The 18,555-nt window shown below is 60.5% G+C and carries 14 protein-coding genes; 8 read left to right on the top strand and 6 right to left on the bottom strand.

The features are described 5' to 3' along the window. Window positions 1-11 precede the first annotated feature (11 nt). The gene (locus tag ABD937_RS22485; protein ID WP_345258262.1) at window positions 12-3,083 is read right to left on the bottom strand and encodes an amidohydrolase family protein; all 3,072 of its coding nucleotides are present in this window, start codon (window positions 3,081-3,083) and stop codon (window positions 12-14) included. Between the two features lie 65 nt (window positions 3,084-3,148). On the opposite strand from ABD937_RS22485, the gene deoC reads away from it, so the two are divergent. The 3 genes from deoC to ABD937_RS22470 all read left to right on the top strand — a co-directional run bounded on the left by deoC (window position 3,149) and on the right by ABD937_RS22470 (window position 5,864). Continuing rightward, on the top strand, window positions 3,149-3,817 hold the full coding sequence (gene deoC, locus ABD937_RS22480; RefSeq protein WP_345258261.1) for a deoxyribose-phosphate aldolase: 669 nt from the start codon (window positions 3,149-3,151) through the stop codon (window positions 3,815-3,817). Window positions 3,818-3,913: 96 nt separating this feature from the next. Beyond that, entirely contained in the window at window positions 3,914-4,336 is a 423-nt protein-coding gene (locus ABD937_RS22475) for an SPOR domain-containing protein (protein WP_345258260.1), read from the top strand. A gap of 352 nt (window positions 4,337-4,688) precedes the next feature. Continuing rightward, on the top strand, window positions 4,689-5,864 hold the full coding sequence (locus ABD937_RS22470; RefSeq protein WP_345258258.1) for a M20 metallopeptidase family protein: 1,176 nt from the start codon (window positions 4,689-4,691) through the stop codon (window positions 5,862-5,864). A 180-nt stretch (window positions 5,865-6,044) separates the two neighbouring features. Here the strand turns inward: ABD937_RS22470 and ABD937_RS22465 are convergent, their stop codons facing one another. After that, window positions 6,045-8,534 (bottom strand): glycoside hydrolase family 9 protein, encoded by a 2,490-nt coding sequence (locus ABD937_RS22465; RefSeq protein ID WP_345258257.1) that lies wholly within the window; start codon window positions 8,532-8,534, stop codon window positions 6,045-6,047. A 125-nt stretch (window positions 8,535-8,659) separates the two neighbouring features. Here ABD937_RS22465 and ABD937_RS22460 point away from each other — a divergent pair, with 125 nt between their 5' ends. Further along, entirely contained in the window at window positions 8,660-9,160 is a 501-nt protein-coding gene (locus ABD937_RS22460) for a hypothetical protein (protein WP_345258256.1), read from the top strand. An 80-nt stretch (window positions 9,161-9,240) separates the two neighbouring features. On the opposite strand, the gene ABD937_RS22455 is transcribed toward ABD937_RS22460, so the two are convergent. Continuing rightward, a complete protein-coding gene (locus ABD937_RS22455; protein WP_345258255.1) occupies window positions 9,241-10,077 on the bottom strand; it encodes an ankyrin repeat domain-containing protein in 837 nt (278 codons plus the stop codon). Between the two features lie 307 nt (window positions 10,078-10,384). Between ABD937_RS22455 and ABD937_RS22450 the strand changes: the two genes are divergently transcribed. Both ABD937_RS22450 and ABD937_RS22445 read left to right on the top strand, forming a co-directional pair. Next, the gene (locus ABD937_RS22450) at window positions 10,385-10,789 is read left to right on the top strand and encodes a GxxExxY protein (RefSeq protein ID WP_345258254.1); all 405 of its coding nucleotides are present in this window, start codon (window positions 10,385-10,387) and stop codon (window positions 10,787-10,789) included. Window positions 10,790-10,982: 193 nt separating this feature from the next. Further along, the gene (locus ABD937_RS22445) at window positions 10,983-11,507 is read left to right on the top strand and encodes a DMP19 family protein (protein ID WP_345258253.1); all 525 of its coding nucleotides are present in this window, start codon (window positions 10,983-10,985) and stop codon (window positions 11,505-11,507) included. Window positions 11,508-11,554: 47 nt separating this feature from the next. Here ABD937_RS22445 and ABD937_RS22440 read toward each other — a convergent pair whose 3' ends face one another. The 3 genes from ABD937_RS22440 to ABD937_RS22430 all read right to left on the bottom strand — a co-directional run bounded on the left by ABD937_RS22440 (window position 11,555) and on the right by ABD937_RS22430 (window position 16,375). Beyond that, entirely contained in the window at window positions 11,555-12,076 is a 522-nt protein-coding gene (locus ABD937_RS22440) for a hypothetical protein (protein WP_345258251.1), read from the bottom strand. A gap of 114 nt (window positions 12,077-12,190) precedes the next feature. Beyond that, on the bottom strand, window positions 12,191-13,036 hold the full coding sequence (locus ABD937_RS22435; protein WP_345258250.1) for a penicillin-binding transpeptidase domain-containing protein: 846 nt from the start codon (window positions 13,034-13,036) through the stop codon (window positions 12,191-12,193). 144 nt (window positions 13,037-13,180) lie between these two features. Then, on the bottom strand, window positions 13,181-16,375 hold the full coding sequence (locus ABD937_RS22430) for a T9SS type B sorting domain-containing protein (protein ID WP_345258248.1): 3,195 nt from the start codon (window positions 16,373-16,375) through the stop codon (window positions 13,181-13,183). 188 nt (window positions 16,376-16,563) lie between these two features. On the opposite strand from ABD937_RS22430, the gene ABD937_RS22425 reads away from it, so the two are divergent. Continuing rightward, window positions 16,564-17,769, top strand: a complete 1,206-nt coding sequence (locus ABD937_RS22425; protein ID WP_345258247.1) for an MFS transporter — start codon at window positions 16,564-16,566, stop codon at window positions 17,767-17,769. 330 nt (window positions 17,770-18,099) lie between these two features. Then, a complete protein-coding gene (locus ABD937_RS22420; protein ID WP_345258246.1) occupies window positions 18,100-18,531 on the top strand; it encodes a hypothetical protein in 432 nt (143 codons plus the stop codon). Window positions 18,532-18,555 lie beyond the last annotated feature (24 nt).

Genomic DNA, 18,555 nt, shown 5'->3' with positions numbered 1-18,555 from the left:
GCGGTTGAAGGTTAGTGTTGCTCGATGCCTTGCTGGCCCGACTCCTGCTGGTCGATGGTGAGGAGGCCGTGGCTGTGGTGGTGCTCACCGCAGGTCAGCATCACCTGGTAGGAAGGCTGTGCGGGCGTTACCGGCGCGCCGGAGCGCTTCTCGCCGATCATGCGGCGCACGAGGCGGTTGCGCTCTTCGGCTACGGTCTTGCGCAGCTGCTGGTCCTTTTCACGGTCAAAGTAGACGGTGCCGTCCACGATGGTGTAGAGGGCGCGGGCGTAAATGCTGAGCGGGTTGTCGCTCCAGAGCACCAGGTCGGCGTCCTTACCGGTGCGGATTGAGCCCACCTGCTTGTCGACGTGCATCATCTTGGCCGGGTTAAGCGTCACCATCTTGAGGGCTTCTTCCTCGCTGATGCCCCCATACTTCACGCCCTTGGCGGCTTCCTGGTTGAGGCGGCGGGCCATCTCGGCATCGTCGGAGTTGATGGCGACGTTAAGCCCCACGCGGTGCATCAGTGCCGCGTTGTACGGAATGGCATCCACCACTTCCATCTTGTAGTACCACCAGTCGGAGAAGGTAGAAGCGTTGGCTCCGTGCGCCTTCATCTTGTCGGCCACCTTGTAGCCCTCGAGGATGTGGGTGAACGTGTTGTATTTATACCCGAGACGCTCCGCCGTCTTCATGGCCGCGTTGATCTCGCTCTGCACGTAGGAGTGGCAGGTGATAAAGCGCTTCTCGTCGAGGATCTCCACCAGGGCGTCGAGCTCGAGGTCGCGGCGCGGCGCGCTGAGGCCCTTCTTGTTCTTGGCGCCGTTGAAATCGGCCCAGGCCTTTTTGTAGGCATGCGCGCGGGTGAACGCATCCACCAGCACCTGCTCCACGCCCATGCGGGTATCGGGGTAGCGATTGTTGTTGGACGAGTTGTTCTGCGACAGGTAGGTGCGCTTTACGTTCTCGCCGAGTGCGAACTTGATGAAGGGGTCGGAGCCCTTGAACTTGAGGCCCTCGTCGTCGGCGCCCCAGCGCAACTTGATGAGCTGCGTTTGCCCGCCGATGGTGTTGGCCGAGCCGTGCAGGATATGCGAGGTAGTAACGCCGCCGGATAGCTGGCGGTAGATGTTGATATCGTCGGGGTTGAGGTTGTCGCCGATACGCACTTCGGAGGTCACGCTCTGGCCGCCTTCGTTGATGGAGCCTGCGGCGATGTGCGAGTGCTCGTCGATGATGCCGGGCGTGAGGTGCTTTCCGGTACCGTCGATGATGCGGGCACCCGCTGCGTTCAGGCCTTTGCCAACGGCAGCGATCTTGCCGTCGCGTACGAGTACGTCGGTGCCTTGCTGGATGCCGCCGGCCTCATTGGTCCACACCGTAGCATTACGGATAAGGATCGTTTCGGAGCGCGGCGCGGTGGAGTCGGTCCAGCCGAAGGGCAGGAAGGGATAGGTGACCTTACCGAGCGCGCCCAGCGGCTTCTTACGGCCGCTGTCCTGCTTTGCATTGAGGGGCTGGTCGTACACAGCCGTCCATGTAAAGCGGGCGCCGGAGCTGTCTTCGCCGGTACCGCTCCAGTTCTCCTCGTTCACGATGCCGCTGAGGCGCAGGTTCTGACTACCGGGGCGCTCAGGCGCTACGTTGATGCGCACCTGGCGGCCGTCGTAGTAGAACTTGCTGGTAACGGTGTCGCGGCCGATGAGCGAGGCGGCGTTGTTCTCGCGGAAGTTGAGCGTATACGTTTGCGGGCCGGAGCTGGTGTTGAGCACGAGGCGGTAGTTGCCGCGCAGGTCGCGCCAGGTGTCGTCCTTCACCGAGTATTTCGTGCCCTGCACCCAGTTCTGGAAGATGACGGTCTTGTCGCCGAAGATGGGTCCCGAGGTGATGAGGAAGTTGGCCCATTTGCCGGGCGCGAGCGAGCCCACCTGGTCCCAGACACCGAGGGCCATCGCCGGTGTGCGCGTGAGCGCGTTGAGCGCCGTCTCTTCGCGGAGCCCGTAATTGAGCGCCGTGCGCAGGTTGCCCCAGAAGGTCTTCGGGTCGCGCAGGTCGGCGGTAGTGAGGCAGAACTCGATGCCGGCCTTGTCGAAGGCAGCGGGATTGGTCGGTGCCAGCTCCCAGTGCTTCATGTCGTTGAGCGACACGAAGCGCGCGTCGTTCGGATCCTCGACGTCCTGGGCCTGCGGGAAGTTGATCGGCAGTACATATACGGATTTCGTGGAGGCGATCTGCGCGAGGCGCTGGTATTCGTTGCCGCCGCCCTTGATGATGTAGCGCGTACCGAATTCTTTGGCGATACGGTCGGCGCGGAGGTCGTTCCATTTATCGTTGGCCTCGAACACCTGCGGCAGCGCCTGCTGCTCGTTGAAGGCCTGCAGGCTCAGGTTGAGGCCTTCCTTCGCCGGCTTCGTCTTGTACCACTGTGCGTCGAGATAGGTCTGGCGCAGCAGGGCGATGGAGCCCATCATGGAGGAAGGATAGGACTGGCCCGAAGAGCCCTTGCTGAAGGAGTAGTGCGCGGAGGCTCGCTCCTTGAGGATCGTCTCGTTCTCCCGGCCGCCGCGGAGCGTAACGAGGGCGCCGGTGCCGCGGGCGATGCCGTCTTTGAGGTGGGTAAGCACGGTGCCGAAGCCGAGATCGCGCAGCACCTTTGCGTTGGCTTCAGTGGCGGCGAACTGGCGGTGCGCGTCGAACTCGGGATGCACGGCCTGGTTCCAGCCATAGGCGCCCTTGGTATTGGTGGTGAGCTGGGTGCGGCCGCCAGTGGCGGCGGGGCCTGCTTGCGGCGCCGGCATGCCGTAGTCGCTGTAGATATCGATGAACGAGGGGTAGATATACTTACCCTTGCAGTCGATGACGACGGCGCCGGCGGGTGGCGTCGCGCTTGGGCCTACCGAAATAATACGGCCGTCGCGCACCACCATCATCCCGTCGGAAAGGGGAGCGCCGGCTTCGCGCACGATGGTGGCATGGGTGAAGGCATAGTGGCCGCTGCGCGGGTCGGCCACGCCGTTGACGGGAAAGCTCTCCTGGGCACGGAGCTGCGTGCCTGCCGCGATAAGGCCTGCGGCAAGAAGCAGGCAGTGGACTTTTCTCATGATCGAAGGTGATTTAAAGTAATTTGTGAACCGTTTCAATGGCGCCCAATATAACACAGAAACCCATGCAGATCGCATCCTACATCGACCATACCATCCTGAAGCCCACGACCATCCTCGCCGACATCGCCCAGCTATGCGACGAAGCGCTCGAACACGGGTTTGCTGCCGTGTGCGTGCCGCCCTACTACGTAACCGAAGCAGCGCAACGCCTGCAGCGCTCCTCCATCGGCGTGGCCACCGTGATCGGCTTCCCGTTCGGCTACAGCCACTACAGCGCCAAGGTGGCCGAGGCGCAACAGGCGCTTGACGATGGCGCCGACGAGCTCGACCTCGTGATGAACATCGCGGCGTTTAAAGACAACGACCTCGCTTACCTCGAAACGGAGATCGACGCGCTGCTGAAGGTCAGAGGCACGGCGCTCCTGAAGGTGATCGTAGAGAGCGGGATCCTCTCGGAAGAAGAGCTGATCCGCATCTGCGACCTGTATGGCCACTACCCGATCGACTTCATGAAGACGTCGACCGGCTATGCCGAGAAAGGCGCTTCCGTGGAAGCGGTGCGCACGATGCGCGCGCACCTGCCGGGCCGCATCGCCATCAAAGCATCGGGCGGCATCCGCAATTACGACTTCGCCCGTTTGCTCGCGGAGGCCGGGGCCACAAGGCTCGGCTGCAGCGCTTCCGTGGCGATTGTTAAAGGCGAAAGCGGCGCGCAACCAGGCGGCTACTGACATCGTCTAACCGAAAGCATGCCGCTTAAAAATCACAAGAACCTGCGTTTACCGGCTCCAGCTAACTTTGGAGCAATTCTTGCAAACCTCCGCCTTATGAAATACCTGCTTGTCCTCGTCACCCTGTTCACCGTTGCCACTGCCTCTGCCCAATCGGTGGTGGTGCACAAAGACCCGCGGGTCGACTTGCTGGCAAAGCGCCAGTCGGCCATCAACGTGGCTGTCCGGAAGGCGTCAGCGCGTACCGCGCCCGGCTTCCGCCTGCTGGTGATCAACACCAACCAGCGCGAGGAGGCCATCGCCGCCAAGTCGAAGATCCTGACGCTGTACCCGGAGCTGAAGGCCTACCTCGTGTACCAGTCGCCCTACTATAAGCTGAAGGCCGGCAACTTCAAGACGCGCGCCGAAGCGGAGACCTACCGCAAGGCACTGAACCCGCAATTCGCGAAGGGCGTTTTTATCATCTCGGAAACCGTTGAATTCAAGGCCGAGAAAGACACGGTGGAGATCGAAGACTAGGCGCCGGCCAGCCCCCTTTCCCCCTATGGGGGAACTTAGGCCGGGGATACTTTAGTTGTTTGGACCTTTTCGCAAAATACTTTATACGAAAGCCCCGACGGTGTCGGGGCTTTCTACGTTAAGAGGGAGGAACAGAATACTTGAGCATTAGAATACATGAGCAATAGAACAAATGAGGGGGCTTACGCCAGCATTCGTTCTACTTGATGTATTCCTGTATTCATTCGTTCATGTATTCCTGTTCCCGCTCCAAGTAAGAAGAGTGGTCAACAGCGTGAGAACAGCCCCAGCCTAAGTTCCCCCTTCGGGGGACAGGGGGCCGGGGCCGGGGCCGTGTATGTATCTTTGCGGCATGTTGCAAGACACCATTCGCACGAAGGCAGCCGACTATGCGCCCGCGTTCATCGAGGTGCGCCGGCACCTGCACGCGCACCCCGAGCTGAGCTACCAGGAATTTGAAACGTCGGCCTATGTGCAGGCGCGGCTCACGGAATGGGGCATTCCCTTCCAGGTGATGGCCACCACGGGCGTGGTAGGAATCATCGAGGGACGCAACCCGGCGAGCCGCATCGTGGCCCTGCGCGCGGATATGGACGCACTTCCGATCGAGGAGCAGAACGACGTGCCTTACAAAAGCACGCGCCCCGGAGTCATGCATGCCTGCGGCCACGACGTACACACGACCTGCCTCCTGGGCGCCGCTCGTATTCTCTCCGAAACAAAGGAACAGTGGGAAGGCACGGTAAAGCTCGTGTTCCAGCCCGGCGAGGAGCGCAACCCGGGCGGCGCCTCGCTGCTGATCAAAGAAGGCGTGTTGCAAAACCCTGCGCCGGCACGTATCTATGGGCTGCACGTCAACCCACAGCTCGAGGCAGGGCTTGTGTCGTTCCGCGGAGGCAAGGTGATGGCCTCGGCCGACGAGCTCTATATTACCGTGCGCAGCAAGGGTGGTCATGCGGCCGCACCACACCTCACTACCGACACGATCCTGGCAGCCAGCGCGATCATCGTGGCCCTGCAGCAGGTCATCAGCCGCAACAACAATCCCCTCTCCCCTTCCGTGCTCTCCATCTGCTCGTTCCAGGGAGGACATACCACCAACGTCATCCCCTCCGAAGTGAAGCTGATGGGCACCTTCCGGGCCATGGACGAAGTGGGGCGCTTCGCTGCGCACCACCATATCCGCCGCATCGTGGAGGGCACCGCCGCCGCCTACGGCGCCGAGGCTGACCTGCACATCGACATCGGCTACCCGACCGTATACAACAACGAGGCGCTGAGCGCCCAGGCGCGCACGCTTGCCGAAAGCTACCTCGGCGCCGGGCGGGTGGGCGAGACCGAGATCCGCATGGGGGCCGAAGACTTCGGCTTCTACTCCCAGGAGATCCCGGGTTGCTTCTACCGGCTCGGCACGGCCAATAAGGAAAAGGGCATCACCGCCGGCGTACACACCCCCATCTTCAACATCGACGAAAGCGCCATTGAAACAGGCATCGGGCTGATGGCGCTCTTTGGCGCGGAGGGGTGATCCTTGATGGTGGCTTTCCTATTACTGAAGTCAAAAAGCAAAAGTCAAACAGCAAAAAGGGCGTCTCCGTGTGGAGCGCCCTTTGTTATTGAACAATTCCTGCTACCTGTCGTACGATTCCTTTCAGGCAGCATTTTGACTTTTGAATTTCAAACAAGAGGCCTGACCAAAGACAAAAGATTATTTCTTCAGAAATGATTTACTCTCCTCCCCGCTTGCACTTTGCAGGCGCAGCCAGTACATGCCGGCGGCAAGACCGTCAAGGGTGATGTAGCGGCGAAACTCGCCCGCACCCTGCAGGGTACGCTCGGCACGAACCACGGTACCATCGGCAGCCGTCACCTGTATTAATACAGGACCAGCCTCGGGCAGGCGCCCGCTCACCAGGATCCGGCCCTGTGCAGGATTGGGCGACACGGATAGCCCGAGCGTGCTGTGCGCGCGCAATGGACGCACCGGAGAGAGATCCACTTCATTCAGAGACACGGCACGGATTCGGTACCAGGCGGCGCGCTCGTTGTTGCGAACGCCCCGATCGGTATACTGATATTGGCGCAGGCCGGCCACGCCCGGAACTGTAGCCAGGGCATCAAAGCGGCGGTTGTCGAAGGAGCGCTCTACCACAAAATGCTGAAGATTGTCGGTGCCGTCGACGCGCCACGAAAGCTGTGCCCCCTGCGCCGACGGTTGCACGGTAAACTGCAGGAAGCCGATTGGCAGCACGGCAGACGAGTGATACGCAATGACACGCGCCAGCAAGCCCACATAGGCTGCCTGGTTGGAGATCGACGGCTCGGTGATGCTGTAGGAGGCTTCGTCGGTCGAAGTCACGTTGTTCCAGTCGGTGTTCCAGTCTTTATAGCACTTCTGGTCGGGCTGGCCATAGGGCGGTGTGATGTTCGACACCCAGTAGTACTTGTTCGCGCCACCGGTGAGGTACCCTGGCGCGGGGCCGTAAAGCGAGGTCAGCGCATTGTCCCAGTTCGTACCGTCGCGGAACCAGGCATGGCTCATCTCGTTGGCGGAGTTATCGGCACCGTAGGAATACATATTGCTCAGCATCACCTTGCCCAGTGCGTTCACGCCGTGGAGGTAATGCAGGTATGCGGATCCTGCTTCCTGGTAGCCGGCATGGCTGCCGCTGTTGATGTCCCAGGCCACGAAGTCGAAGTTGTTCATACCGGCGTAGCACTTGGTGCGGTTGGAGCCCCAGGCATAATCGGTGTGCGGCATATGGGAGCGATACAGGTCGGTGCCGGCCGTGTAGTCGTCGATGGAGAGGATGTGATCCTGGGAAGCCTTGTCGTTCCGGATCGCAGCAGCCACCGATGCCGTGGCGAAGGGCACGCCGGGCGAAGGCTCCGTGGTGGGCAGCGAAGCATAGCGCAGCAGGGCACTGTGCGTAGCGGGGTAGTACGGCCCCCAGTAGAAATCGGTGAACGGGTAGGTGCCCGTGTAGTGCGCGTCGATATACGTCTTGTAAGCGGTGTTGCCGGTAGCCTCGTAGAGATACACGGCGGCGGCGAAGACCAGGTTCTTTTGCTGCTTCTCGGTAATGTCGGCGTCGCCGGCCTTGATGACCTGATTATCGCAGGCGAGCTCAAAGCCCGTTGTGAAGCCGTTCGTGACGGAGCTGGCACGGGCATACGCGTCCTGTGCGCGGAGCAGGAGGTCGTCGGCATAGACAATGGCGGAGGCGGTACCAAGACTACGGTATGCGATGCTGGCAAGCGCGAAGACGGCCGCGCCCGAGATGGTGGCTGAAGTGCATTCGCCAAGATAATAACGCGGGTTGTTGTCGGCGGAGGGTGGTGTGGCGGAGTTCCAGGTGGTGACTCCGACTTTCAGGTAGAGGCCGCGCGTAGTGGTGGCATCCTGCATCCGCTTCAGCCAGTCGACTTCCCACCTGATCTCATCGAGCAAGTCGGGCATGCCGTTGCCGGATTCGGGGATACCGTTGGCGTCGCCGAAAACTGCCGGGTGCTGGCGGTAAGTCTCGAGCAGGGGCATAAGCGCCTCGGCGGCAAAGGTCGTGTACTTGTTATAGTCGCCCGCATCGGCCCAGCCGCCGTGAAGGTCCTTGGGCGAAGTGCCGTCGAGGGCGCTGGCGGCACGGTCCTGGCTGGCGCCTTCAAAGGAAGCGGAGTCGGCCCATTTCGCATCGGTGTAAGCGACGCGCTTGGGATGGTTGAGGCGCTGGTAGAAGAAGGTGCGCGTGGCCGCCTTGAGCACATCGTCGTATACGTTGTTGCCGATGCTAAAGGTGTACGAGCGTAAGTTGTTTGCTGCGTCGTAGAGGTAATAAGAGCCGGGCGTCTTGAGCGCCGAGAAGTCGAACCACCAGCCCTGGTCACCGCTTTGGTCGTGGATAGCGCCGCTGTTCCAGGTCGTGAGGGTGCCGGTAAAAACGGAGGCATTGTCGGTGCTGCGGAGCACCTGCCAGGCGTTGGCAGTAACGGTAGGGTTGTAAGGGCCTTCCGCAGCTGTGTTGAAGCCAGTGATGGGCTTCGCCACGACGGCAACCTTTCGGGCGTTGGGCAGGTAGCCAAACTGGTCGATCTTGATGTTGTTAGACGGGCTGCCGAGCGGCTGTGCGGCCGCGGCAAAAGCGAGCAACAATAGCAGCAGGAGCAGCACGGACGAGCGGCTGGCAGACTTGGGGTGTTTCATCATCGGTGTTTCCAGCGCAAAGGTGCCCTTAAGGACGTGCTGTGGGAAGCCCTTGCACTATGAAACGTCAAAAACGCCTACTCAATTGTCCGGAAGCGCCGGGTGCACTAACTTGCAGGGTATCCATGCCCTCCCTTAAGAAAACCGCCCCCGTCAAAAAAGCGGCGCCCCGTCCCGCACGCAAGACCGCCGCACGCACTTCATCGCGTAAGTCCGCACCGAAACGCACTTCCTTCCGCCGTTGGATCGTACCTGCGCTCTCCCTGGTCTTGTTCGGCTACGGGCTCTACCGCCTCATCGCACACTACAGCGGCGAGGTCGACCGCGAACTGCACGGCGCCATCCGGCAGCACCGGGCGACAGGCACGGCGCGTGTGATCGCGGTACAGGGCGGCAAAGAGCCGCGGGTGCAGTTCCAGTTCCTCCACCGCGGGATTCCCTACGAGCGCTGGCAGCCTGCGCCCGAGCGCACCTTCCAGATGCACCTGTGTTATGGAGTGGAGTACGACTCCACGCGGCCTGGAAGAGCGGTGCTGATCGAAGGCAGCGCCACCGCCTGCCCGGGAGGAGGGATGATGGAGAACAAGGAAGAGGGAGCATACGCGAGTAACGGAGTACAGGAATAATCGAGCAAATGAGGGGCGGTAGCAGGTGAACTGGTGAGAAGGATTATACGGACGTATAACACTGGTCCCGCAAGGCTGAATCAAGAACCGTGCAAACCATTCGACGCCCGCTCCAGCAACTTCATTATCTCCGGATCGGCATCGGCCAGGATAGCCGCTGGTATCTGCGCAACAGAAAGCTTCTCCGCCCCGGCACGAATCAGTAGTTCTACAACCGCCGCGGAGCCATTAGGGCGCGCTTCGGCCAAAGGGTAAGGGCCACTCAACGCAAACAGCAGTACCGCCTCGCCGCTATTGGTGCGCGCGTTCGGGTCGGCCCCGGCCTGAAGCAATTGCTGTACGAGCTCGGGGCGGTTGCGGTAGGCGGCCCACATAAGTGCGGTATGTCCTTCCCGGTCCCGGAGGGCAACATCGGCACCGCGGGCCAACAGGAGATGCGCAGCCGCATATTGCCAGGCCAGGAGGGCCGCCATGAGCGGCGTGTTGCCGTCGATATCCTGCTCGTTGATGTCGGCACCCCGCGCCAGCAGGCGCTCGAGCTTTTTCACATCACCTGCGCGCGCCGCGCGTACCACCGGGCGGCGGGCCACCTCCCTTGCTTCCTGCATCCGCTCCTGTAGCCAGGTGTCAAAGGAAGGAGCGACAGCCTCCACCGCCCCCTCCTTCCCTATCCGCAGCACCGCGCCGCTTGCAAGGTCCACCCGCAGCTCGTCGCCCGCATCGGTACGGGCAAAGGGCAGATGGCCCGTATTACTACGGTGGACCTCTTCGCGGTAGCGGTCGAGCACGCGGCCGCGCACGTACACGTGCAGCCCCGGGAAGCGACGCCCCTGCGGGCGCCGCGCGAGGAAACGCTCCAGCGCGGCCGGCAGTGGTACGAGGGCCTTCAGCTCGATAAGGGCCTTGGGAAGAAACATGGTACAAAGATGGTGGCACACGGAACACGCAGAAGACGCAGAAGGATACTTTTTCTTTTCGGTGGAAGATGATTTGCTGCTTTGTACATTAAGATGGTTGGGCGGCTTCGGGCTGACCATTTCCTATAAACCGGGCGGCAGCGTGGGGGCGGGAGATTTTTGGATAAAACGCGGAAGAGAGAGGATGACGATAATGTTTTTCTCAGCAGGAAATTGGAGAAACTTACTTCGCTATAATGAGGTTTTTCCCCTTGCCGCCGGCAGTGGAGGCGTGTACTTTGAGTGAAGGAGTAAGATCATTATGCATATGAACGACAACCTGGAGCGGGAGCGGGTAAACCGGCTTTGCTATACGATCCGCGGGGCGTTCTTCGAAGTGTTCAAGGAGCTGGGGCCGGGCCTCATGGAGTGCATTTACGAGGAAGCGCTGATGCTGGAATTGGATGACCGCGGCCTGGCAGTGAAAGCACAGGCGCCGCTGACGGTTCGATACAAGGGGCGAACCCTGCGCAACAAGCTGCGGCTGGACCTGCTCGTGGAAGACACGGTGGTAGTAGAACTGAAGTCGGTGGCCGAGCTCAACCCCGTCTGCTTCAAGCAGATCATTACCTACCTCCGGCTATCGGGTGCACCGGTGGGCTTCCTCGTCAACTTCAACAGCCCCCTCCTCGAAGACCGCAAAAGCCTCTTCCGGATCGTCCACAACTTCTGACCCTGCCTCTTCCCCTTCCGCGTTGTATCCAAACGGCTTCAACCGGGAACTGCCGCAACATTTCTAGGAAAGGCACAGCAGAAAGAATACGGAACATGAAGAATGACGCCCGATGGAGCATTGTGCAAAAAATGATTTCCGCGTCTTCCGCGTTTTCTGCGTGCCCCTCCCCTAGCTTGCAGCAAATTCGAAGATGGAGTCGTATAGTGCCTTTGACCCGGGCGATCACTTGCTGCCCGTTGTTTCTGCGAAAAGCTTCGCAGCACTCCGCGGTTGGGAGTTTGGCTGGGCGCTTTTGGAGCCGATCAATATTGCCGCGGACCAGGGCGCGTCGGAGTACGCGCTTTCGCGGCGCCTCACGCCCGGGCAGAAGGCCCTGTATTTTTTCTGGTACCTCGACGTGCAGGTGGTGGATGGCGGCTTCGTGGGTTTCTTTCTCAATGGCTACGGCGTTTACCTCCCGCCATTGTATGCCGGGCTGGAGCTCATCGGAGACCAAAAGATGCTGCGCCTGCTGCAGGCGGCCGAGCGCGCGTACCGCGCGCATGCCGCCGACTTCGACGCCACGCTCGAGAGCAACGACGTGGAAGGCTTGTACGAGCAGATGGAACACATGGAGGAGCTCGACATCCAGTATTTCTCCGGTCGCGACAACACGATGAGCTTAATCGAAAGATACGCCCGTGCCCATGTGGCGGAATTCGCAAAGCTGCAGTAATCCGTCCTGGTTAGTATTCGCTGAGCAGGCCAGCAACGTTGCTACATTCACTTTCCTAAAGAGGGGCTTTGCTCTGCCGCAAGTGGCCAGCGTGGCTTGCCGGCCAGGGCTTCTGGAGTTGCTGCCGAAAAAGGATTGAACGCCGACAAAATTTGCCAGGCACCCTTATGCCAGCGGGCATACAGGTTGGCGATCTGGAAGCCGTTCCCCTTGGACCCGAAGAGATACAGCGTGCCCCTTACGGCACCAGAGGTCTTCCAGTCGGCCGGAATCTGTATATAGAAGGCCTGCAGGCTGTCGAGGCGGGACCCACCGATAAGACGTAGCGCGCGAAAGGCCTCCACAAGGCCGGCGCGGTGGGCTGCAGGCCCTTCGGTGTCCGGTGGCAGCGTCGTGCCGGCACGGGCCACCCGATCGTCTGAATAGGACGGATGTGCGGCAATAAAAGCGGCCGTATCGGCATCCCGCAAGCTCTTGGCAAAACGGCGGAAGAAGTTGGTTGGATCTTCCTGTGCGCGAGCAATGCCGGTAAGACTTAAGGCGAATAGCAAAACGATAAGTCGGTGCATGACAGTAGGCTATAGGGGCACAAGGTAAGAAAGCAGGCCGGGTAAGCACCAAGGAAGTTCAGCGCCGCTCCCATTCTCAATGTGGATTCCAGCCTTGGGTAGCCTGGTCTGGTGTTACAAGTACCCCAATCGCTTCAGTACGTTCTTCGTGATCTCCTTGCGGCAGGTGCCGAAATCGGCGCGGGCCTTCTTCCGGTCGTGCAGGAGCAGCGTGGCAAAGAAGAACGTACCGCTCTTGCCTTCCACGAAGCCGACCCACCAGCCCGTGTTGCGCCCGCCGTAGCGGGTCCAGCCGGTTTTGGCGGAGAGGGTGTAGCTGTCGGTGCGCTCGGCCACGAGCACGTCGCGAACCGTGGCGAGGTGCTGCGCTGCGAAGGGCAGGCTGCGGTCGTAGAGGGCGCGTAGAAAGCGCACCTGGTCGTAGGGTGAGATGCCGAAGGCGCCGAAGTTCCAGAAGTCCGTGTCGCGCTCGGAGAGGTTGCCGTTGCCGTAGCCTGCCTGTGCGAGCAGCGTACGGTAGCGGTCGCGGCCCACTTTTTTCGCGAGCTCGATAAAGACCCAGCCGGCGGATTCTTTGAAAGCCTCCTGCACGGTCATATCGCGGTAGATCTCGGGGCGGTAGCCATACTTAGCCGTGTCGGTGGAGCCCGGCCAGCGCACGGTATCCTGCACGGAGCCAATGACGCCGGTTTCGAGCGCGATGAGGAGGTTGACGATCTTGAAGGTGGAGGCGGGCAGCACGGGCGTACGCCAGCCCGTCGTGTCGGAGGCGATCCAGGTCTTGCGGCGCTCGTCGAACAGCACGATGCTGCCGGTGGCGGCGCAGTCCGTGAACAGGGAGCGAAATTCGGGGCGCAACTGTACGGGCTCCGGGCCGCCGATGACGACGATGCCATCGGATTCCTGGGCGTGGAGGACGCCGGCGCAAGCAAGCAGGGATAACAGGAGCAGATACTTCATGGGATGTGGCTGTAGGATAACGAAAATAGGGGACTCGGGGGCGCCGCCGGAACAACCTATTCGTGGTGGTGTCTTTACGGAGACGAAGGAACCCTACACCGCCGCGGATTGGAAACGGTCATACCGGAACCAAATCCAGTTGGTCTAGCGTATCAACAGGAACGTCCCCTTCTCCATCCGGGCAGGCTCACCTGCGAGCTGGTAAAGGCAACTCCAGACGAAGACACCCATATCCTGGTCTACGTTGCGCAGGCGGCCATCCCAGCCGCGCCCGGGACTGTGTGTAGCAAACACCCGCTCGCCCCAACGGTTATAGATCACAAATTCGTAGGAGACTACCGTTCCGAACAGAAGACCCCGGAGTTGATCATTCCGCCCGTCCCGCCCGGGTGTGAATGCGGTGGGCACAAACAGGCCTTTCATACATGACTTTGCCTGGACGGCAATGGTGTCGCGTCCCGTGCACCCCTGCGCATTGGTCGCATCGAGCCAGTAGGTGCCGGGACCGCTTACCCGAAGCGAAGGAGTCGTGAGCCCGGTATTCCAATGATAACGGGAGAAGGACAGGACACTGCGCAACTCGACGCTTCCGTATTGGCATAGGAACGTATCGGAAGGAAGAAAGTCCCGTGGCAGCGGCGTAACCGTAGTAATGCGGATCGTATCGGCAGCGCTGCAGCCGTTGCCGTCGGTGACGCGTACCCACCATGTTCCGGTGCCGCTTACGTCGATCGTCCGGTTGGTAGAGCCGTTGCTCCACAGGTAAGAGGAAAAGGTGCCCGGGTCAAGCAAGCGTGTGGTTCCCGCGCAGATCGTAGGAGAACGGTCGGGTGCAGGTGACGGCAATGGGTGTATCGCAGTGAGGCGCATCGTGTCGCGGGCGACGCAGCCATGTGCCGTCGTTGCCGCTACGGAAAAATCGCCGGCACTCTGAATGGCAATCGTTTGACCGGTGGCACCATTGCTCCACAGGTAAGAAACAAAACCGCTGCCGGCATCGAGCTGCCGTACATCGTTCCGGCACAGCGTACCGTCGGGGCCCAGCGAAAGTGGCGGCACGAGATGTACGCGGATGCGTACCGTATCGTACGCAAAGCAGCCGGGTGTCAGCTCTCCACGCACGAAATAGGCTGTATCTACCCGTGGGCTCACAAGCACCTGTGCCGAGGAAAGCGAAGAAATCTGGTAATTATTCGTCCAGGCATAGCTGATGAAGCCGGCTTGCGCCTCGAGGCGTACGGTATCACCGGCGCACAGCTGCCGGTCGGGACCGGCAGAAAATGGTATCGGGCCATGGGGGGTTATGCGCACCGTGTCGTAGAAATGATCGCCACAACCAGTAACCGTGTGTACCCAATAGCTTCCCGGAGTGGTCACAAGAAAAGTGGGCGCGGACGTACCGTCCTGCCACGCGTAGCTCGCATAGCCAGGCCCCGCGCTCAGCACTATGCTGTTACCCGGGCAAAGCTCACGATCGGGCCCGAGGTCAAGCGACGCCGGGGCTTGCAGCGCCCGTACTTGCACGGAATCCCTGATCACGACGCAGCCCTGTACCGAAGCGTGAAAATAGCCCTCGAACGGAGCGGTGAACTGAAAATCCCAGGTACTGTCGTTCACCGTGGTGGGAATGCCTACCCCTGCAGGCCATTGCACCGTCACCGGATTTCCACACCCGGGATTGCGCCGCGCCTGCAGCCGTACGGTTTGGCCCACGCAAACCGTGCCGGTGCCAACCGAGATATTCAGGCTATCACAGAACGACACCTGGACGCAGCCCGGCTCGACGACGCCTGCCGGCAAACCGCTCACCGTGATGGTCTTGTTCGGTGCATACTGAAACGCATTGGCCTGCACGACAGGCTGGCTGGACCAGGCGTAGTTCTGGTAGGTGAGCGGCTCAACGACGGTGACGTTCTCCAGCTGACCAAGGCAGTCGGAGGAGGGATCGAATGCCTGCAGGCGTTGCATCTCCATATAATGCTCCATCGTGGCACTGTCGCTGATCAGGCGCACGTTGAGCATTGAGCCGTCCGGGCGCCTGATTGCCTTTCTTTCCGTACTAATCTCTGTAGCGTTATAGTGGCGAACCCTGCGGTGCTGGATGGCACCTCCATTGCCAAAAAGGGTTCCATACCAATCTGAAGTATAGCTACTGATAAAATGGTGCATGGTGAATAAGCCGGATCCTTCCGGCGTTATCGAAACATCGGTGTTGTAGAGGTCACCCTGCACCGTGTTACGGAACGCATAAGCCTGTATGATATTCAAATCAGGGCTGAGTTCAAGCACCGCAGCATGGGTCCTGAGTTGGCTGCTGGGAGGAAAGTAGATACTCGTGCCATAACATTTTCCGGTAATCAGGTAGTTACCGTTGTTGTGCCGTACGACCGGCTCTTCTCCGAGGAAATCGGACCGCGTTGTGTTGGTACCGGCTTGCAAAAAGGCTTTCATACCCAGCATCCCGCCATCCGATTTTCCCACCCGCATCGCTAAGACCAATGTCCGGAAGTCATCTAACTTGCCAAAGAGCAATAGCTCTGATTGAAGGATCTCGAAGCCAAAGACTTTTTGAAATCCTGAAACCGGGAAGTCGTAGGCCATGCTCCAAACCAAATCTCCATTAGCTACGTCGATCTGCGCGAGCGAAACCCCATCACTCCAAAACGATCCACAAAAGTAAACGGCACCTGTTACAGAATCCTGGCGGATCTGCTGTAACGCGAAGTGGTCATTACTGCCGGTTCCACCCGGCCGCCAAAAGCGCGATAGATAACAACGGCTCCAGAGCAGGTTGCCCTGTCCGTCGACCTTTGTGAAGAGCAGGTTTTGGTTGCCGGTCTCGGCGTTGCCGGTTGCCCCGGCGAGCAGAAGGCTACCATCCCGGAGCTCCAGCACCTTAGAATAGCCGATATACGAAAATGCCACGTGCCCCAGACTATCATAGCGGCGTTTCCAGATCACATCGCCGTTATCCCTCATCTTCATCAGGAACCCCATGGCCGGGTAAGGTGGCGTATTGCTCGCATAGACACCCGTCAGCAGCAGCGTCCCGTCGGAGCAGGGAACCGGGTCTCCGACGATATAATCGCCACTCGTCTCCCGGATAAGGATCCGCCCTGGAGTAGTTCCGCAGATCGTGGAGCCGGAACGGGCGCCGGGAGCTGACCGGCCGGGAAGCGATCCTGGGCTGGTTTGTAAAATACCCTTGCGTGGATGGCCACCCCGGCTCATCGCTTCCAGGGAATCAAGGCGCTTCCGCAGCTCGCGCTCCCCGGGGTCATTCTGACCCCGGGCACAAAAGAAGAACAGCAAAAACAGAACAGCCAGAATTGGTTTCACGCACTGAATGTAGGGCTTTATGAAGACTTTAGCCGGCCTGGCAGGATATGCTCACGTGCAACGTGTCGGAGGATACAGGACCCGCATCTATCGTTCTTCGTGAACCTGCCTGCGGCCCGATTCATTTTAACGCCTTCGGCATTCCGACAATGCCCGACCTTTGTCCCCTAACCAACGCCTTCGCCCCTTTGCCCGATTCTCCTGTTCCTGAGCTACAACCGGGTGCACAGCCCGAAGAGCCCACCGGCTCCGTGTCGTCGCTGCGTCGCATGCGTCTTGCCGTGTCGCTGTTCTATTTCGGGCAGGGGATTGCCTTTGCCTCCTGGGCCTCGCGGATCCCCGACATCAAGACCAAGCTCGGGCTCTCCGACGCCGCACTCGGCTCTACCCTGCTCGCCATCCCCTGCGGACAGCTCCTCACCATGCCGGTATCGGGACGCCTCGTCACGAGGTGGGGCTCGCGCCGCGTCATCAGCATCTGCGCGCCCCTTTATGTACTCGCCCTCGGCAACATCGGCCTCGCGCAAACGCAGTGGCAGCTCGCCCTCGCGCTCTTCCTCTTCGGCGTCATCGGCAATATGTGCAACATCTCCGTCAACACGCAGGCCGTAGAGGCAGAGCAGCGCTTCGGGCGCCCCATCATGAGCTCCTTCCACGGCGCCTGGAGCATCGCCGGCTTCGCCGGCGCGCTCGTGGGTGGCGTTATGATGCGTTGGGGCCTGCCGCCGTACCAACACTTCTACATCGTTGCGGTGCTGATCTGGATCAACGTTGCGCTCAATTACCGCCACCTTGTACCCGGCACCGCATCGGCAAAAGGTGAAAAGCGGCCCTTCTTCGTAAAGCCCGAGGGCGTGCTCGTACAGCTCGGACTCATCGGCTTCTGCTCCATGGCCACCGAGGGGTGTATGTTCGACTGGAGCGGCGTCTACTTCCGCGACATCGTGCACGCACCCAAGGAATACATCGGCCTGGGCTACGCGGCGTTCATGGTGATGATGGCCACGGGGCGCTTCCTCGGCGACACGCTCGTGCAGCGCCTCGGCCGCCGCCGCACGCTCATCACCTCCGGCCTCGTGGTAAGCGCCGGCATGGCGCTCAGCGTGGCGCTGCCCACCCTTGTGGCCGCCACCATCGGCTTTATGCTCGTGGGCATCGGCGTGTCGAGCGTGGTGCCCTCGCTCTACAGCGTGGCGGGCAAAGCCACGAAGATGCCGGCAGGCATGGCGCTCGCGGCCGTGTCGAGCGTGAGCTACCTCGGCTTCCTCTCCGGACCTCCGCTCATCGGCTACATCTCGGAGCTGTCGAGCCTGCGCTGGTCGTATGCCGTGATCGGGATCGGCGGCTTGCTGATCGCGTTCCAGGTGGCGCGGCTCAAAATTTGGAACCAGTAGCCGGATGGAGCAGGAAAGAGAACGAATCCCGCATTCTGCGGGACAGGCAGCGGATTTATACGATGCCACGGATAAACGCGGATAATTCGATAGACCCGTTTACCTACAACCTATCGCCCGAATCCTGCGGTTTTGATGCCGGGAGCAGGGTATCGTTCGACCGCATCATCCTGTAATTTCTGCAGCCATCCTATCGTACCGAAAAATCATAATGTCGTTGAAGCGAAAGAAGTAAATAACATCTGCGCAAATCATAGGGATCATATAGATCTGCGTTCTTTCTCTTGAGATCTGCGCTCCTTCTCTCCGCCACGGACTACCTTTAAGCCCATGAAGATCGGCCGGTATTCCCTGCTTGCTGCTGTCGTGGGCATGTTCCTGTTTGTCGCCTTGAGCGTGGCGGTCCATCCGTCATCGCTGCGTGATGAATATTTTGCCGGCGAGCTGCTGCAGGTCGTGATCCTGTTTGCCCTCCCCGTGATCGTGGTGGCATTCCTGGCGCTGTTGGCCTTCAATCATTTTATCAGCGGGCGGCGGGAGCGGGATCCCGGGCTTTCGGTCAACAAGGCACACGCATTCCTGTTCGCCGCGGCGCTGCTGATCCCGGTCGGGTTTGCGCTCTTCGATTACCTCAACGGCGGCAACTTCCCGCCGCGCGACCAGTTCCTCGTCATCCTCGGAGAATACAGCTCGCTGGCGCTACTCTTCGCGCTGCTCGTGCTGGCGAACCGCCTGCTCGTTTGGCGGAGGAGAAAAATGTAGTACGTGCCAACGGGGTCGCTGCGC

Origin of the sequence: Flaviaestuariibacter amylovorans (assembly GCF_039541815.1) — a bacterium.
GTDB lineage: Bacteria > Bacteroidota > Bacteroidia > Chitinophagales > Chitinophagaceae > Flavisolibacter > Flavisolibacter amylovorans.
Note: the sequence above shows the minus strand (reverse complement) of the source record. Positions and strands in the feature narration are given on the sequence as shown.

Bases quoted from the DNA above. Each gene is read 5' to 3' on its own strand.
- ABD937_RS22460 (WP_345258256.1), top strand. From the start codon at position 8,660: ATGCCCTCCCTTAAGAAAACCGCCCCCGTCAAAAAAGCGGCGCCCCGT.
- ABD937_RS22485 (WP_345258262.1), bottom strand. From the start codon at position 3,083: ATGAGAAAAGTCCACTGCCTGCTTCTTGCCGCAGGCCTTATCGCGGCA.
- ABD937_RS22470 (WP_345258258.1), top strand. From the start codon at position 4,689: ATGTTGCAAGACACCATTCGCACGAAGGCAGCCGACTATGCGCCCGCG.
- ABD937_RS22435 (WP_345258250.1), bottom strand. From the start codon at position 13,036: ATGAAGTATCTGCTCCTGTTATCCCTGCTTGCTTGCGCCGGCGTCCTC.
- ABD937_RS22475 (WP_345258260.1), top strand. From the start codon at position 3,914: ATGAAATACCTGCTTGTCCTCGTCACCCTGTTCACCGTTGCCACTGCC.
- ABD937_RS22440 (WP_345258251.1), bottom strand. From the start codon at position 12,076: ATGCACCGACTTATCGTTTTGCTATTCGCCTTAAGTCTTACCGGCATT.
- ABD937_RS22465 (WP_345258257.1), bottom strand. From the start codon at position 8,534: ATGAAACACCCCAAGTCTGCCAGCCGCTCGTCCGTGCTGCTCCTGCTG.
- deoC (WP_345258261.1), top strand. From the start codon at position 3,149: ATGCAGATCGCATCCTACATCGACCATACCATCCTGAAGCCCACGACC.
- ABD937_RS22450 (WP_345258254.1), top strand. From the start codon at position 10,385: ATGAACGACAACCTGGAGCGGGAGCGGGTAAACCGGCTTTGCTATACG.
- ABD937_RS22445 (WP_345258253.1), top strand. From the start codon at position 10,983: ATGGAGTCGTATAGTGCCTTTGACCCGGGCGATCACTTGCTGCCCGTT.
- ABD937_RS22455 (WP_345258255.1), bottom strand. From the start codon at position 10,077: ATGTTTCTTCCCAAGGCCCTTATCGAGCTGAAGGCCCTCGTACCACTG.
- ABD937_RS22420 (WP_345258246.1), top strand. From the start codon at position 18,100: ATGAAGATCGGCCGGTATTCCCTGCTTGCTGCTGTCGTGGGCATGTTC.